The 14,777-nt window shown below is 56.1% G+C and carries 20 protein-coding genes; all 20 read right to left on the bottom strand.

Features of this window, described 5'->3' with window-relative positions; translation table 11 throughout:
• Position 1: 1 nt before the first annotated feature.
• The 20 genes from ACYAC5_RS07485 to ACYAC5_RS07390 all read right to left on the bottom strand — a co-directional run bounded on the left by ACYAC5_RS07485 (position 2) and on the right by ACYAC5_RS07390 (position 14,745).
• Complete coding sequence (locus ACYAC5_RS07485; protein WP_462062733.1) at positions 2-1,657, bottom strand: phage tail-collar fiber domain-containing protein; 1,656 nt, start codon at positions 1,655-1,657, stop codon at positions 2-4.
• A gap of 4 nt (positions 1,658-1,661) precedes the next feature.
• A complete protein-coding gene (locus ACYAC5_RS07480) occupies positions 1,662-2,258 on the bottom strand; it encodes a phage tail protein (RefSeq protein WP_462062732.1) in 597 nt (198 codons plus the stop codon).
• Positions 2,251-3,435 carry a baseplate J/gp47 family protein gene (locus ACYAC5_RS07475; protein ID WP_462062730.1) on the bottom strand — a complete coding sequence of 395 codons (1,185 nt, stop codon included), beginning with the start codon at positions 3,433-3,435 and terminating at the stop codon, positions 2,251-2,253. The genes ACYAC5_RS07480 and ACYAC5_RS07475 overlap by 8 nt, the downstream gene beginning before the upstream one ends.
• Entirely contained in the window at positions 3,428-3,763 is a 336-nt protein-coding gene (locus ACYAC5_RS07470; RefSeq protein ID WP_462062728.1) for a DUF2590 family protein, read from the bottom strand. Before ACYAC5_RS07470 ends, ACYAC5_RS07475 begins: the two co-directional genes overlap by 8 nt.
• Positions 3,760-5,832: a phage tail tape measure protein gene (locus tag ACYAC5_RS07465; RefSeq protein WP_462062727.1), complete on the bottom strand. Its 2,073-nt coding sequence runs from the start codon at positions 5,830-5,832 to the stop codon at positions 3,760-3,762. Before ACYAC5_RS07465 ends, ACYAC5_RS07470 begins: the two co-directional genes overlap by 4 nt.
• Before the next feature lies 1 nt (position 5,833).
• Positions 5,834-5,974: a DUF6890 family protein gene (locus tag ACYAC5_RS07460; RefSeq protein WP_462062726.1), complete on the bottom strand. Its 141-nt coding sequence runs from the start codon at positions 5,972-5,974 to the stop codon at positions 5,834-5,836.
• A 47-nt stretch (positions 5,975-6,021) separates the two neighbouring features.
• Positions 6,022-6,297 (bottom strand): putative phage tail assembly chaperone, encoded by a 276-nt coding sequence (locus ACYAC5_RS07455; RefSeq protein WP_462062725.1) that lies wholly within the window; start codon positions 6,295-6,297, stop codon positions 6,022-6,024.
• A gap of 15 nt (positions 6,298-6,312) precedes the next feature.
• The gene (locus tag ACYAC5_RS07450; RefSeq protein WP_462062724.1) at positions 6,313-6,549 is read right to left on the bottom strand and encodes a hypothetical protein; all 237 of its coding nucleotides are present in this window, start codon (positions 6,547-6,549) and stop codon (positions 6,313-6,315) included.
• On the bottom strand, positions 6,546-7,442 hold the full coding sequence (locus ACYAC5_RS07445) for a hypothetical protein (protein ID WP_462062722.1): 897 nt from the start codon (positions 7,440-7,442) through the stop codon (positions 6,546-6,548). The genes ACYAC5_RS07450 and ACYAC5_RS07445 overlap by 4 nt, the downstream gene beginning before the upstream one ends.
• Before the next feature lie 108 nt (positions 7,443-7,550).
• Entirely contained in the window at positions 7,551-7,940 is a 390-nt protein-coding gene (locus tag ACYAC5_RS07440) for a hypothetical protein (RefSeq protein WP_462062720.1), read from the bottom strand.
• Between the two features lie 2 nt (positions 7,941-7,942).
• Positions 7,943-8,284, bottom strand: a complete 342-nt coding sequence (locus ACYAC5_RS07435) for a M15 family metallopeptidase (protein WP_462062719.1) — start codon at positions 8,282-8,284, stop codon at positions 7,943-7,945.
• On the bottom strand, positions 8,271-8,567 hold the full coding sequence (locus ACYAC5_RS07430) for a phage holin family protein (RefSeq protein WP_462062718.1): 297 nt from the start codon (positions 8,565-8,567) through the stop codon (positions 8,271-8,273). The genes ACYAC5_RS07435 and ACYAC5_RS07430 overlap by 14 nt, the downstream gene beginning before the upstream one ends.
• A 2-nt stretch (positions 8,568-8,569) precedes the next feature.
• Positions 8,570-9,025: a phage protein gene (locus ACYAC5_RS07425; protein ID WP_462062717.1), complete on the bottom strand. Its 456-nt coding sequence runs from the start codon at positions 9,023-9,025 to the stop codon at positions 8,570-8,572.
• Positions 9,022-10,173 (bottom strand): DUF2586 domain-containing protein, encoded by a 1,152-nt coding sequence (locus tag ACYAC5_RS07420; RefSeq protein ID WP_462062716.1) that lies wholly within the window; start codon positions 10,171-10,173, stop codon positions 9,022-9,024. Before ACYAC5_RS07420 ends, ACYAC5_RS07425 begins: the two co-directional genes overlap by 4 nt.
• Positions 10,174-10,198: 25 nt before the next feature.
• Entirely contained in the window at positions 10,199-10,870 is a 672-nt protein-coding gene (locus ACYAC5_RS07415) for a hypothetical protein (protein WP_462062715.1), read from the bottom strand.
• The gene (locus ACYAC5_RS07410; RefSeq protein WP_462062714.1) at positions 10,867-11,343 is read right to left on the bottom strand and encodes a phage tail protein; all 477 of its coding nucleotides are present in this window, start codon (positions 11,341-11,343) and stop codon (positions 10,867-10,869) included. The genes ACYAC5_RS07415 and ACYAC5_RS07410 overlap by 4 nt, the downstream gene beginning before the upstream one ends.
• Positions 11,340-11,813 (bottom strand): head completion/stabilization protein, encoded by a 474-nt coding sequence (locus ACYAC5_RS07405; protein ID WP_462062713.1) that lies wholly within the window; start codon positions 11,811-11,813, stop codon positions 11,340-11,342. Before ACYAC5_RS07405 ends, ACYAC5_RS07410 begins: the two co-directional genes overlap by 4 nt.
• 101 nt (positions 11,814-11,914) lie before the next feature.
• Entirely contained in the window at positions 11,915-12,619 is a 705-nt protein-coding gene (gene gpM, locus ACYAC5_RS07400; RefSeq protein ID WP_462062712.1) for a phage terminase small subunit, read from the bottom strand.
• Positions 12,620-12,621: 2 nt separating this feature from the next.
• Entirely contained in the window at positions 12,622-13,641 is a 1,020-nt protein-coding gene (locus tag ACYAC5_RS07395) for a phage major capsid protein, P2 family (RefSeq protein WP_462062710.1), read from the bottom strand.
• Between the two features lie 42 nt (positions 13,642-13,683).
• Positions 13,684-14,745, bottom strand: a complete 1,062-nt coding sequence (locus ACYAC5_RS07390; protein WP_462062709.1) for a GPO family capsid scaffolding protein — start codon at positions 14,743-14,745, stop codon at positions 13,684-13,686.
• Between the last annotated feature and the right edge of the window lie 32 nt (positions 14,746-14,777).

Raw genomic sequence — 14,777 nt, 5'->3', positions numbered from 1 at the left:
TTTAAGCAAGCCTCACTATGTAGTTGAATGCGATGTTTTTAACGCGGGTTTCGCTCTCACCCTCTTCACCCGCTGATGCTGCGTGTCCGTGGGCGCCAATTCCGACAGTATGGTTATGTGCGCCAATGCCAACGGCGTGACCGTGTGCTCCGCTGCCTTCAATGCCAACGTTGTGACCGTGCAGCCCCGCATCGCCTATCAGATAATCAGCCGAGCCCTGCCCGGTTGTGTAGGTGTAGCCGTACGCGTTGCCCCATGATGCACGCGGGCCAGTACCACCGTTCAGCGCTGTATTTGAGCCGGAGTATTTACCCGGATGGCTGTGCTGCCCCTGTGCATCCGTCCAGGCGTTATGCCCGTGATGGCCCTGAGCATCAGTCCCCTTTGTGCCGTAATCAAAGGTAGATACGGTTTTAGTTCCGAGATCGGTGCTTTGCACGGTGATAGGGTGCGAATGTCGTTTATTGGCATCCTGCTCTATAGACAAAACAGAACGCCCGGACGCGGGCTTTCCTTTTGCTGTCATGCCACGCATATCAGGGATAACACCGGCTGGATATGCTTTAGCCAGCTCAGAGTATTTCGCTTTATCGAAGGTCTGGCCCTGCATAAGCGCATGATTAGCGGGCGGCGTATCAGTGGGCCACGGCAAAGGCACACCAACAGGGCAGAGATCGCCATAAGCAACCGTCTCGCCTGTGTATCCCATGCTTCGCGTAGCGGCCTCACCTAGCTTCAGATTTCCGCGCGCTTTTGCCACATCCGCCAAATCAGACAAATTCTGGTCTTTACGCACAAATTCACGCGAAGCCTGATCGGACAGCGAGCCTTTAGGCCGCAAATCCGTCACCGCGCCAGCAGCGTCAATAGCCGCCACTGCAAATACATAGTGCGGCCTGCCGTCTGCGACATAATCCGCTAATTCGTCATTCACTGTAATCAGGGTTTTCACATCCCACACGCTGACAAGCGAGCCCGTCCAGACCACATCTACCCAGACTTTGCAGGGCTTTGCAGGTGCAGTAAGTGAAAGCGGCTCATCCAGCACAGTGCGAAGGCCAGCAACGTAACCCGCGCCCGCCGCTATGCTGTATCGGGTACTGTTACGCGTGACCAGAAAACCATCACCGAAGAATGCAGCAGCACCGTAAATATCGATATTTTCCAGACGCTGACGCTCATCCATACCGGCCAGGCGAGCAGTAAAATCAATCTGCCACGTCTCAGCCGGTACGCTGATTTCCGTTTCACTCTGCGCATTGCTGAATTCCATCAGGATGGAGCGCGTCAGCACGTTGCCCTGCTGGCCTTCACTGTTCTTAATTTTGCGCTGCTCTGGCGCATGGATGATTGCCGCCACCGTGCCGGATGCCTTATTCAGCAGGCCAATCCAGTTGAAATCAAAATCACCCACTTCAGCGCCCAGCGTGACCGAATAGACCACGGCGTTGAGGTTGACCGTTCCGGCCTTGCTCACTGCCTGCCGGTGAACAATCCGGCTAATGTCCGGGAGCCCGTCTGTATCTGGGATCGGAAGCGTGACATCAAGTTCCGGCACGTTCGCGAACACGAATTCATCCAGCACCACCGGCTTATTGTCGATAGCCTGCTGCGCTTTCCATTCAACAAATGCGCGGGTAATAACTGACTGAGACATAAATTTATCCTTTTAAACTCGCGCTAAACGTCACGTTTAGCGCGTCCGGGATGTCGCGCAGGCTGACCGGGTAGCAAATGTATTCACCCTGAAACCAGCCAATCCGCACCGGCATACTCATCGGCGTGGTGACTTTGTACTGATAACGGCGGCAGGTGCGGCCATATTTGCGGATGATTTCAAGCAGCAACTCGCTGTTATCAGAAATCTGGTTATCGGTGACTTGCAAGACGATCACGTCCCAGTCGATGTCGGGCTGACGCTCCTGCACCTCGACATAGCCAATCCCCAGCCGCTCAAATATCGCGATAAACCCTGCTACCTCTCCCGCATCACGCGCGTTAACAAATGCAAAGTTGACGCGCTTGCGGTAGAGATCGAGCGGCTCACCCTTGAAACGCGTTATGTCGCGCTCCCACGCCAGCAGGTTCAGCAGCGGTTCGGCGCAGGTCAGCGGATCAAACTGTTTCTGCGGCCACTGCACCCACTCATAAACCCAGCGCCAGAACTTCACGCAGGCCCGCAGCAGCTTCGCGGGCTCGCCCTGATCCATCCACGACGGCAACCGCAGGCTTTTCAGCAGGCTGTTAAAATCAGGCATCTTCAACCCCCACCGTCAGGCTGCTGAGGCGCGGCACAGAGAGTTCGCTGATGATGTCGCTCAGTGAGAACTGAAGGGAATCAATGCCGGGAAACTGCTTGTGAATCTCGCGCCCGAGATTCGAAAACGAGAAACGCCCATACGGCCACGTTTTTTTGACCTCATAGGTTGAGTTTTCCCGGAAGGCGCAGCGGATCATGTTGCTCACGTCCCGTTTGAGTTCAGTCAGCTCCTCCGCCGTCATGTTCGCGGTACTGGGCACAAATACCGTGACGGCCAGATCGTGCTGAGTTTCCGGCATGGCGTAACACTGCAGATCGTCACCGTGTCCGTGGTGCCCCTGCGTGTTGATGTAGTCATTTACCGCATCAATAAACGGCTGCGATATCTCGCCACTGTCCAGCAGCAGATAGGCATTAGCTGTTCCCGGCCCGCGCGGCGCGTCATGCTTAAAGAAAACCCGGTCAACGCTCAGCGCCGTCACGCCAGCAATCATGCTGCGGTAAGCTGCATCGGTGTGATAGTTGCCAACCAGGTTGAACTGATTGCGCACGCGGGCGCGTAATTCGTCGTCAGACTCCTCATCTGCGCCGGGGCTGACCAGCCAGTCATCCTCATTCACCGCGCTCGCAATGCCCGCCACGGCGACCGGGAAAATGCGGAAATAGCCCGGCGCAAGGTTATGCCCGCTGCCCGCAACAGTTGCGATCACCGGGACGAGGCCACTGCTTTCACCTGCCGGGATAGTCGTATCTTCTGTCACCTTCAGGGCATAGATCACGCCGTTAATACGCTCGGTCTGTATCACCGTTCCGGCGCTGACTGTCACCACGCTGTCGGCGGCGGTCTTCACAAACCGCAATACGCCCCGCGCCGCGCTGGCCGGTTTGGCTTCAATGTTTACCGCCCACGCCAGCAGGCGCAGCATTTTGCCGCCAGCAGTGGCAACGAACATATTGCGCAGCACTACATCAGCAAGCGCTGCGATAATCCACTGCACCGGCTTAGTGATCAGCGCGGTGATCAGCCGCCAGAAAGGCGACATTCTGGAGGTGTTCGTGATCAGATTTTCATCACACACTACCTGCTGAAACTTTTCCTGAATCTCTGCTTCTGTCGTCGGCATGCCGCTGTCGCGCAGCACCTCATTAAAATCAACGTCCGGCTTATCAGTCATAATTCACCCCGACACTGAGAGGGCCAAAATCATAGGTTTCGGCGGTAACGTAGAGCCGTGACAGAGTTTCTTCGGTGATTTCAATCGTGCCAGGCACAAGACGTTCATCACTCTCAATCAGCAGAATTAACGCGGTAATCGCATCACCGCGCATCGTTTTGCTGCGCTCAGCAAGCAGGCGAGCAGTAATGCCGCTTTCAATAATCATGTGCACAACGTCCTGCCCGATGCTCTCCCTGTTGTTGCAGATTTGCGGCTCGTTGCCGCTGTTCAGGGTAAAGCTCCGGTCAGTGATCAGCAGATCGAGGTACAACAGTTCTTCATTCATCCGGCTTCCATCTCCTGCCATTCCGCGAGCTGCGCGGGCGTCATGCCGTTCGGCATCACAAAATTGACCGTGTCGATTCTGGAACTCCTGTCTATCGTGGTTTTGCTCTCTTTATTGACCTGGCTCATCAGACCGCCGCGCGGGATGCTGCTGCCAACCCGATCACCAGTTAGCAGTGACGGGCCAGCAGCGCCAGCTGACACAGATGGCGCTGACGATTTTGTTTTCAGATCGATATCGATGCCGGGAATCTTATTAAGCTTCTCAACTATCCAGCTATAAGCGCTGGCAAAGGTGCTTTTCAGCATGTCGAAAAGACTGCTGAACACGCCTTTGATGGTGCTGGCAAAGCCCTCAAACGCGGCGACCGGCGAAAGCCCGCTAAAGAAATTGACCACCATTTCCCAGCCGAGCGTGATGCTCTCCCAGACGTTGCCGAAGAACTGCCCGACCTCACCGGCCATCTGCATCACCCACTTAAATGCGGCGCTGTCCATCAGTGAGGCTTTGAGCTGATCCCAGTGGGTGACGACATACCAGACGCCGCCCGCCAGCGCGGCGAGACCGAGAATGATCAGCGTGATGGGGCTTGTCAGCAGCTTCATCGCCACGCCCGCAAACATTGTCGCTGCAGCATAGATACGCATGGCGATGGCCCCGACTCTAAGCGCGGCATTCCACGCAATCAGCGCGACACGGCACACGCCAGTCCACAGCGCCAGCAGCTTCGACTGAATCCACAGGCCAGCCAGCCCGATCCGGGTTGCCAGCAGTGAAGGGCGCAGCAGATTGAACGTCCACAGCAGCGCCTTAAATCCGCCCGTCAGCACGGCGGTGATGCCCTTCAGCCCCATCATCGTGAAGCCGAAGACGCCCATCGCGATGTTAGCCAGTGCACCGGCAGCGCCGAGTGACAAAATCCCCAGCGTGACATAACCCACCCATCGCGCGATGTTTGGGAACATGTCGAGCCAGCGCGTCAGCGTTTTGCCGCCTTCGGTCAGGCAGTCAATCAGTGGGTTAATGACCGGCAGAAGCGTATTACCAATCGCAACGCGCATGCTGTACCACAGCGCGGTAAGCCGTTCCCACGGATCGGCCATGCGCTCAGCCATCTCCTGCGCCTGCTTCATGCCGTCATTGCGGCCCAGCTCAGCAATGCTTTTGTTAAGCTGGCCCTGACGGTCAATCAGCTTTTTGATAACGTCCGAGCCGCCGCCGAATGCCTCATCAAGCTTTTGCTGTGCCTTGACGTTTCCGGCGATATTGGTGCCGAACTTGTCCTGAATTTTCTGGAGGATGTCGCCCATCGGCAGCAGCTTGCCGGTTGCATCGACAAAGCTCATCCCCAGCTTTTGCGCAGCAGCTGGCGCACTGCGCAGGAACTGTTCATACATGCCGCTGGACTCAGTGCCCATCGTGCGCGACAGCTCACCCAGCACGGCAAACTGCTCGTTGAGGCTTACGCCAAAGTCAGCGCCCGCGTTTTTGGTGCCCTCGATCAGCCCCTGCATGGTCTGCATGTTGACGCCAAAGTTTTTCACCATGTACGCGGTTTTACCGGCAAGCTGCTCAGCAAATTCAACATGGCCGAGGCTGTCCAGCTCTGAGCGGAAACGCGCGGCCATTGCGCCCATATACGCGCCCGCCTCCTCGCCGCTGGCCCTGACGCCCGCCGCCAGCGTATTCGCCGCCACCGTCACGCGCGGCAAGTCCTGATCGGCAAGCCCGCCCATCGCGCCCTTAATGGCGTAGCTTGACCGCACAATGTCTGTGGCGCTTTTGCCGTACTGCACGCTGAGTTTGAGCGCTTCACTCGACAGCTTTTTCAGCGTATTTTCCGCCACGCCCAGCGAACCAACTTCACCCAGTGCCGCGTCCATTTCGTAGGCCGGCCCCAGCACACTCTGAATCGACTGCGCTATGCCCCACATCGCCGCCGCGCCCGTACCTATCTGCATGAAAGAGGTCTTTGAGCTTTCAGCGAAGCCAGACAGCGAGGCTTTTGCCTGCCGCAGCGGCCTGCTGATTCGGTCGATCATGGCTAAGGTGAAATCAAGTTGACGCATATCAGGTTCCGTTAAACGCTATGCCAATCCCGGCAGCGACTTTTCTTGCGAGCGTGTTAGAAAAATATTCATCCAGCCACAGCGCCCGCGCGATGTTCTCTTCAGTATCTTCTGCGTGCGGCAGGTAATGGCTCAGCAGCACCGAATACTGCTCCAAGTGATTGGCGCGGATGGCCTCAAGCCTGGCGGTTATGGCTTTACGGTGATGGCAATTTCCGGCGAATAAATCTTGTTAACCGCATCCGCAAGCTGGAGCTCAATGCCTGGGTGATTCTCAATCAGCTGATTCAGTGCCTCTTTCGATTCCGGCTGAACGATGCGGCCCAGATATGTCACCGTAGGTGCAATCTTGTTCGTCATGCTCATTTCATTAATCAGGCCGTTGTAGGCGGTGCGGTTAGGTGCAAACACCAGATCGACGCCTGCTGCGGTTAAACTGATGGTGTTGTTTTTTTTATCGCTCATGCTGTTACCTGTTGATTAATTACGGTTGATTACAAACAGTGCGCCCTTGCGCGAGTTCTTCGCGGCACGCAGCCATACTTTGCCGCTTACGCGGTATTGCAAAACTTCTGTGACCGGGAAGCCGATCAGGGTTGGCGCGGGCTGCGCATCGCTTTGCGTCAGCTCCCCCTCACTGAACCGGCAGCAGATCACGCTATCGGTGCCCGCGTCATATTCCTGCCAGTCAGCACCGGCCATAACGTTAACGGTCATCTAACTAACTCCAGTTGAGTGATGTAGCGCTCTCCCCAATGACGTGACGCCACTGGCAGCTGAAAACTGTTTCCTGTCACTGCGTGCTGCTCCGCTTCTCCCGCGCTGAAATGCACGCGCAGCGCGGAAAAGCCGCCGCTTGTATCGATGCTTACCGACGCTGCCGCGCGATTCTCTGCCACGCCCGCCCCGGTGATAATGGGCGAGGTTGCCAACACACCGCTTTCAACCTGGATAAGGCTCACGCCAATTCGCAGATCGGTATCGCGGCAGTTGAAGAACGAGGCGACCCCTGAACCAGCGGGAACCGCCCGGCTCAGCGCGTAGCAATAGTTACCGGCATTCAGTCGGGCTATGTACGTGCGCAGCTGCGATTCAGCGCGGGAAACAAAGGGGATCAGACGGCGAATGAACGTTGATTCCGATGCTTCCGGGTATTCCGGTACAAGCCAGCTTGCCTCTGCATTGCTGTAAATTGCCGCTTTGTCCCAGTTGTTGTTAAACGTCGCAACCGGAAAACCGGTAGGCCCGGACATATCGCCAACTATCATCCCCACAGTGCCGACATAATCAGCGCCATCTACCGTCGCCAGCAGGCTAGCGCCCTGAAAGTTGGTTGCAGCCGGTTCGGGCTCATGGCGCCCGATTGCCACGCCGTTGCGGTACTCCAGCGGCCAGAGGTTTTCTGGCGACATATCAAACCGGTTTTCTTCTGACCAGTAGATATGCGCCGGGCCAGCGTACGTAACGCGCGGATCAAGCGGCTCAGCACGCAGGTTAATCACAACGCTCTGATTTCCTGCCTGCCGCATATCCATGCAGTTCAGCGGCTGGATACCTGCGACCGGCGTTTCAGCGCGGCGCAGATCGATGCAGCGATTTGTGACTATCACCTGACGGCCTCCCGCTTCCTGATTTCATCCACTAACTGGTTATGCCGCGCAGCGCATGCGCCGTACATGTCGAGGTAACGCAGCAGCGCATCACCCGCGCTTTTGCCGTCACTGCCCGCCAGCAGCGGCAGTGCCAGCGGGCAGTTTGTCAGCAGACTTTCCTGAAAGGGCACGAAAGGCCTTTTCGGCGGCGGCGTTGTACATGCTGACAAACTCGTCAGACATACAGCGATTGGTAAAAACCGGCTTAACCAGTTCGGTGCGTATCTCTTTTGGCGGTGCATTCCTTATAGCCTCCAGCTTTTCATCCAGATCGCGAGCTGACGCGCTGGCAATACTCTGCAACTGCTCACCGGCTTTGTTGCCTGCGGCACTGGCCGCACGCTCAACAACCAGATCCAGACTGTCGCGCTGCCAGCTTTTCGCCTGCCACCCTGCGACGAATGCCAGTACCAGCGCCACGGCCACACAGGCGGCGGACATAATCAGATATTTCATGATCAGCGCACGCCATTGTGTTCAAGGCTAAAGTGATTGCCATCAGGGCGGGATTTGAAACGCCCACCCCATGAGCCGCCCTGGCTTTCCCAGTACTCGCCCAGCGGCAAATACGCCTCGCTTTTTTCCTGATATACGCCGTTGATAAACAGGTTCAGATCAACAGCCAGGCGCTGCGTGTGCAGGCTGTTGGCGATACCTTTGCCGCTGCCAGCATTAAGCCTTGCCTGCTCTGGCGTGCGATATGCTTCGCCAAAGGTCACGCGCAAGCCTTTGTCACTCGCCCACAGAATCAGGTTGGCGATCATCACCGCGAACAGCTGCTGCTTTTCACTGAGCGTCATGGCCGCGCCCCTTTCTCTTAACCCAGCGCCTTGCGGCCGCTTCAATTGCCGTGTGCCCAGCAATGCCCAGCAGTGACGCTAATCCAATGATTGCCAGCTCAGGCAGCTCACCGAGCTTGATCAGCACTACGCCGGACATTAACGCCACGGGCACACCCAGCAGGATGCGACCGATAAAGAGCCGGGGCGTGATTTTTTCCTGACTTACGAGAATCTGACCGGTCGCAATCATTGCCCCGAGGAAAATCAGTTTCGCTAGTAACGTTGTTTCACCGTTTGGCATGACTATCCCTTTAAGTCTCGCGTGTCGCGCTCATCCAGATACGACACGCCATCAATGCGAATGAAGTCAGGACTGGTGATCATCATCTTGACCTTTTTGGTCGTTTTGCTGGCTTCATTCGGGTTAAGGCTGAGCAGATCAGAAAGCAGCGGCTTACAGCCAAATACCTCTATTTTTTCTTCCTGCTCGCCGGTATTGGCATAAAAAAGAATGTCCTTAACCGGGATGGCACGCCATGACCCCGCCGCGCGTGCAACTGCGCCAAACTTCTTGAAGTTGGCGGCGTCCACCTCAATCTCCAGGTCTGCGGAAACCGAGCCCTTTACAAAACCATTCGGCACGCCACGCAGCTGCGTGGCGGTACTGTTATCCGTGATAGACAGGGTTGCGCTTTCGACGTGGATCATCACGCCGTCGTAGTTCACATCGAATGCAGCGCTGCTGATATGCTCGCTCATTGGCCGTTCTCCAGTGTGGTATCCAGTTCGATACTGACGCCGATTTCTTTCGGGCTCTCATAAGGACGGACAACCATAAAAATGTTCACTTTGATGCTGGTCAGCCAGGTGATCGTGATATCGCCATCTTTTGGCGGCTTCACCTCTCCGGGGAACTCCACGCCGTTGATAGAGCTGGAAATCGACATTTCACGCAGTGGCTTACCGAAGTAGGTTTCATGCGCGGCAATGCTGCCCGGCGTGCTATTGAGGGTACGATCGGCAATTTTGGGAATAGCTCGCAAGCGCACTTTACGCGCGGCTTTATCCACAATTCGCACGTTCTCGATCACCTGATAGTCACCGCCCTCAACGTCCAGCGTGCGACCGTCACACCAGTAAAAACCATCAAAATCGTGGTACCACATCGGCACGCTGTAGCGCAGTAACTCCAGCCCCTGAAGCACCCCGAGATCAATCTCTACACCTTCGCCATCTACCGGCAGCACATCGCTGCCCATCGACAGCAGCGGCCCGGTTGCAACGCGTGCGGGGCTGTCGGCAATCGTGACGCTGCGATCACATAAGCGGCCAGCCAGCACGCCCGGTTCATTGCCCCAGAGGCGGGGAACCAGTTGCACGCCATAGGCTGCTACACCTTCCTGAAGCGTTTTGAGCCGAAGCGCGTAATCAGCCCAGCTTTCATCTTCATCAGGCGGGCCGACGCACAGCGTGAACCACACCCAGCGCCCATAACTTGCTGTCAGGTTTGCACGCAGCTCAGTAGCGCGATTGATTGTTGCCTTCTCTACAACATCAATGGCGATCACCACGCCTTCAACTGACGCCACGCTTTGCGCAGCTAAAACAGCATCAATCCACACCTGATCGTCTTCAGCAGCAGCCGGTGCATCACCAGACGCAGCTGGCAATACATGCACATACGCAAACCAGTTCTGACCTGCGTTTGTACGTGCAGCACTGACAAGACTCTTTAACAGCGAGCTTTCAGCACCAAGCGCTTTATCTAAATCCGTGCCGGTGTTTACTGCCTGCGTTTTATTGGTGTTAGTGACTCCATAGCCCACGAACAGCACTACACGCTCAACCTCTTTGGTTGTACCGTTAAAGCGGTTTCGCTGGCTCACGGTTACATTAGGAAAGGTCATTCTTACCCCCGGTTATCCTGCGCGTTTATTCCGTTCCGAAGCCGATGGCCTGGAGCTGACGCGCAAGAATCTTGTTAAATTCTTCATCATTTACGCCGAGGAACACGCGCCCCGGCAGGTCAATCGTCCAGGTGCGTTTGGCTGGCGTGCCCTTTAGCTTTCTGATCAGCAGACCCGCCTGCGCCATGCTCATATTGGCGATAATGTGTTTACTGGTTGGCTTCACCCAGCCTTTACCCTTCCTGACCTTGTACCCCAGCGCCCTGAGCCTTTTAGCCTGTCGTGGCAGCGCGGGCTTGTTTGCCTGCTGCTTGCGAGGAGCATTGCTGGCGGTCATGCTGATTTTTGCGCCTTCCTGCTGCACCGCACCGACCAGACCCGCCGCAATCGGCCTGGCGCCGTTGCGGTAGTTACCGCCGCGCAGATAAATTCTGACGCCCTGAATCTCCGGCATTTCACGCACGGCCAGCAGCTTCGGCAGGCCTCGCAGCATCTTGCCTTTGCCCCGCTTGCGCGGTGCCCACGGCGTGCCATCCGGCGCGGTCTGGTTTCGCTGGTTGCGCTTTGCTGCCACCACGATCCCAAGCTTTGCAATTCGCCACAGCAGGCGCTGGCGCTTTTTGGCCGGCAGGTCAATCGCCGCCAGCGAGTTACGCAGCTGCGCGAGCTGCCGCTGATTGAGTTCGCCCCGGATCACTGGCTTTTGCCCCGCTGCGGGATGACTTCTGCCTCTTCTGCCGTCCAGATTTCGGCGTATACCACGTCCCAGCGCTTGCCCGCCTGCGGGATGGCGCCCTTATCGGACACCCGCAGAATGATGGGATCAGCGACCGGCACGGCGATTTGCACCATCGCGGTTTGTTCGTCGATAAACTCAGGATCAACCGTTGGCGGCGTCAGCTTTAGCTCGTCGTAAAGGTCATTGCTGTAATCGGCAATCCACGCCAGCACCAGCGCATAGAGCTGGACAGGTGAGCATGCGCGATACGGGTAATCGTCCCACGACAGCACAACGCTATAGCGCATATAGCCGATGCGCTTCTGCTCCATCCCCATCGCTTTCGGCGAGGGCGTCAGCTCACAGTCATCCATCGAGCTTTGAAACTGAGTCATGGCGCGAGGCGGCATGTTTGCCGTGATGAAGTCCGTCAGGCTCTCAAGCTGCGTCATATCAGATGCACCCCAACGCGCGGCAATTGCAGCATGCTGCGCATGACATAGGCCGCTTCAGCAAGCAACGACTCGCGGGAATCATTGCTTTCCTGACCGGGATGGGAATCACGCCGCCCAACCGTGGCAAACTCACCCATCAGATCGGCTTTTGCGCGGGCGTAAACCGCTTTTTTGTACTGCGCCGTAAGCGTATTTTCGTCCTGCATCCGCGCCCCCGGCGCGTCTGCCGCCCTCTCAGTGCCGCGCTCCGTCCAGTGCTTAACAACCGGTGCGAGCGTGCTGTTAACCTCTCCGATTGCCGCCAGCACCGCGCGGCCTGCCGTATCGGCTGGCGTGTCTGCCGGTATGGTGCGCGAACGCTGGAACTCACCAAGATTGAGATCAGGCCAGAAAGCATCACCGTTAGTGATGGGCACGTCCTGATAATCAATCCGGCGCCCACTGATACCAAATGAAGGGCCATTCATGACGCTCCTCCTGAGTTAAGTGGCGGGCTTACGGTTTCCACGGCCAACAGCCTGACGGCTGATGCCTCCACCGGGCCCGCCCCCGGCTTGCGGGAGTCGTTTTACTGTTCCGTCAGGAAGCGAATGCGGGCGGTAATCCTGTCCCGCATCGTTTTCACCCCGGCGTTACGGTTAAATTTTTCGGCCTGCGCCAGCAGCTGATCGGCCTGGTCAAGGATTTGCACATCCTCAACCGCCGTGGCGCGTGGCTTGCCGTTCTCATCGCGCAGCATGTACAGCCCTGCAAACTTGAACCATTTGGCTTTAATGTCTTCGTGCAGGCGCCACTTATCGCGCACGTTGTTAAACGTGCGTGTGAAATACGGTTCAATGCTATGACCGGCTGCGGCCTCGTTGTAAGCCCACTCCATGACGTTATCCGCGATGAAGGCGGGAAACGTACTCTTGAAGTTTTCCGGCGTGCGCTGGCCCTGTTCGATGGCGATATCAGCCCAGTCCAGCGCCCTTTCCATCTCGCCGGTATCCATCAGCCAGACAACGCAGTACGCAAAGACTGGATTATCAAAAGCCCTGTCACCCGCTAAATACGTTTCCACCGAAGGCAACCAGCGCGGCAGCAACTCATCGCGCTTCATGTCCACGCGATCAGCCGTCGCGGGCAGGTTGCGCAGGCGCTCAACATCACGTTTCAGCTCATTCAGCTGAAGATGAAAGCTGACCGGGGAACACGTCAGCGCTTCGCGGCGATCAAGTGCTCTGGAAGCGTTGATGCGTGCGCGATGACGCTGTGCAGGTGACAGGGCCATGATTATTCGCCTCCGTCTGCGACAGGCTCTACCGGCTCAGCGGCTTCAACCTTGTCAAACGCGGCGTACAGCTCATCGTGCTCAACGGCATAGCCTTCCATACGCAGGTAGTTGTTTTCGAAGCGCTTGCGATCATCACTCCACTCTGCGCGGCGCTTGCGGGTGCCGCTCTGGGTGTAGATATGCAGGTTATCCAGCGTAGTGACGACCAGGCGACCAGCAGGCATAAACGGCGGCGAATAGGCCTGACGCCCGGCAATCTGGCGGTTGATGAGCTGCGCGGCGACCTTTTCAGTCGGGCGATCAACCATATTCATCATGGTTGTTGCGTCATGCCCAATCAGGTCAGCAGAGACCAGCACAACCAGACTCGGATCAGAACGGTACTGCTCAAGAATGCAGCTATGAATCAGATCCGTAACAACCGCATCAAGTGAAATAAAATCTCCACCCTTACCCAGCGTCACGGTGTCCGTGACAATCTGTGCAGGACTGCGGGTTTTAACAATCTGGTGCCAACCAATGTTGACGTCCTCACCATTCGGATTTGCATCCGGATCGGTGTTTGGCGCAGTGCTGACACCATTGAAGCCGATGCGCAGCATATCCAGCGCGAAAGATTCATTACTGAACGCCTGGATTCGCTGGAAGAACTCATCTTCACTGCCTGAGTTCGCCCACGCGGTCAGCGTGTTGTAAGCCAGAAAAGAGCCTGAATCAGTCTCAGCTAATTTATATTCGTTGCCGTCCACGCCCAGAGGACGATAAAAGCGGCTGTCCTGCTTACGCCCGGTATAAATCCCAGGCTTGCCGGTTGTTACGACCTGCCCATTTACCTGATCAACGTCCATCACGTTAATCATGCCGAGGAACTCAGACGACTGGATCAGCGCGTTACGTAAACGCGTTTCGACCATGGGAGTCAGTGCGAAAAATCGGGCGGTAGATTCCACCCCGTTGGCTTTTGCCAGACCTGCCGCAAACTTGCGCAGCATGCCTTCAGCTTTTGGTGTTAATTGCATAGTGTTTTTCCCTGATGCAGCGGTTAATGGTCGCCGCGAGGCTTAAGTAAACTCGTGCGGTTTTTTGGAGCCATCTGGCGCATTATTTGGGCGCTGCGTGAGTTCAGTCGCGGAAAGCGTGGTAAGCGCATTCGTGAGCTGCGTTGTCAGCGCGGTGAGTTCGGCATTAACACCTTTGCTATCCCCCTTGCTGGACTTATCGCGGCGGCGTGCTGAGAACTCACGTCGGCGAGACCGGCGCGGCGCTGGCTTAACCGCGGTGAAGCGTTTCATTGCAGTCATCAGGCTAGCTTTTGCGGCGCTGAACTTTTCGGCTTTCACCTCGTCTTCAGGATTTGCTGCAACTTCATCAGCCAGCTCTGCCACCTCTTCAGCCGCTGCCGCGATTTCGTCAGCGATTTCCGCGACCTCTTCAGCAGCAACCTCCGGCGTTTCAGCCGCTGGATTTTCTGCCTCAGTCGTTTCCTGTGCCTTGTTAAGCAATTCAACAAGCTGCTGAATCAGCGTTTTTAATTCATCCATCTTTAAATCCTCACCCGGTGCGGGCTCTGTTTCTGGCGTTGGCGTGTTTTCACTCTGAGCAGAGAACACCCGCGACCAGAATGATTTTTTTGCTGGCTTATTCAGTGAGCCAAGGCTGAACGCTTCCATATTTCCGCGCTCTGCTGCTTTCTGCTCACCCGCCAGATTAAAAGTGATTTTTTCTGTTCCCAGACTGGCCGGAATATCAGTCACAGCCAGACCAAATAAATATTCACGACCGCTTCCCGCAAAATCAGACACAAATTCCGCTGAGGTAAATAACTTTTGCCCCATGCGATTGGCATCAATTAAAAATTGATTAGGGATAATTTTTGCGAATAGCTTTATTTTATCGCCGTCAACTTCATATTTCAGCGCGTCAACCTCACCCATGTTGCAGGTAAATTCGCGCTCAGCGATTTCATACTGCGGGTGATGCGGCCAGACCATAGCGGTGTATGTGCCACGGCTATACGTTTCTGCGGCATCAATCAGCCATTGCGGTTCAATGATGCGACCGTCAACTGCCTGCCCGGATGATGAGATACACAGCCAGTCAGTTACTTGTGTTGGTGTTGGCATAATCAGCCCTGAAATAATGAAATTAAATAATA

This window comes from Pantoea sp. y20, assembly GCF_054903455.1.
The sequence above is the reverse complement of the archived record's forward strand: the minus strand, read 5'-3'. Positions and strand labels throughout refer to the sequence as shown.

Excerpts from the sequence above, each read along its gene's own strand:
- ACYAC5_RS07485 (WP_462062733.1), bottom strand. The coding sequence starts at position 1,657 with ATGTCTCAGTCAGTTATTACCCGCGCATTTGTTGAATGGAAAGCGCAG.
- ACYAC5_RS07480 (WP_462062732.1), bottom strand. The coding sequence starts at position 2,258 with ATGCCTGATTTTAACAGCCTGCTGAAAAGCCTGCGGTTGCCGTCGTGG.
- ACYAC5_RS07475 (WP_462062730.1), bottom strand. The coding sequence starts at position 3,435 with ATGACTGATAAGCCGGACGTTGATTTTAATGAGGTGCTGCGCGACAGC.
- ACYAC5_RS07470 (WP_462062728.1), bottom strand. The coding sequence starts at position 3,763 with ATGAATGAAGAACTGTTGTACCTCGATCTGCTGATCACTGACCGGAGC.
- ACYAC5_RS07465 (WP_462062727.1), bottom strand. The coding sequence starts at position 5,832 with ATGCGTCAACTTGATTTCACCTTAGCCATGATCGACCGAATCAGCAGG.
- ACYAC5_RS07455 (WP_462062725.1), bottom strand. The coding sequence starts at position 6,297 with ATGAGCGATAAAAAAAACAACACCATCAGTTTAACCGCAGCAGGCGTC.
- ACYAC5_RS07450 (WP_462062724.1), bottom strand. The coding sequence starts at position 6,549 with ATGACCGTTAACGTTATGGCCGGTGCTGACTGGCAGGAATATGACGCG.
- ACYAC5_RS07440 (WP_462062720.1), bottom strand. The coding sequence starts at position 7,940 with ATGAAATATCTGATTATGTCCGCCGCCTGTGTGGCCGTGGCGCTGGTA.
- ACYAC5_RS07435 (WP_462062719.1), bottom strand. The coding sequence starts at position 8,284 with ATGACGCTCAGTGAAAAGCAGCAGCTGTTCGCGGTGATGATCGCCAAC.
- ACYAC5_RS07430 (WP_462062718.1), bottom strand. The coding sequence starts at position 8,567 with ATGCCAAACGGTGAAACAACGTTACTAGCGAAACTGATTTTCCTCGGG.
- ACYAC5_RS07425 (WP_462062717.1), bottom strand. The coding sequence starts at position 9,025 with ATGAGCGAGCATATCAGCAGCGCTGCATTCGATGTGAACTACGACGGC.
- ACYAC5_RS07420 (WP_462062716.1), bottom strand. The coding sequence starts at position 10,173 with ATGACCTTTCCTAATGTAACCGTGAGCCAGCGAAACCGCTTTAACGGT.
- ACYAC5_RS07410 (WP_462062714.1), bottom strand. The coding sequence starts at position 11,343 with ATGACGCAGCTTGAGAGCCTGACGGACTTCATCACGGCAAACATGCCG.
- ACYAC5_RS07405 (WP_462062713.1), bottom strand. The coding sequence starts at position 11,813 with ATGAATGGCCCTTCATTTGGTATCAGTGGGCGCCGGATTGATTATCAG.
- gpM (WP_462062712.1), bottom strand. The coding sequence starts at position 12,619 with ATGGCCCTGTCACCTGCACAGCGTCATCGCGCACGCATCAACGCTTCC.
- ACYAC5_RS07395 (WP_462062710.1), bottom strand. The coding sequence starts at position 13,641 with ATGCAATTAACACCAAAAGCTGAAGGCATGCTGCGCAAGTTTGCGGCA.
- ACYAC5_RS07390 (WP_462062709.1), bottom strand. The coding sequence starts at position 14,745 with ATGCCAACACCAACACAAGTAACTGACTGGCTGTGTATCTCATCATCC.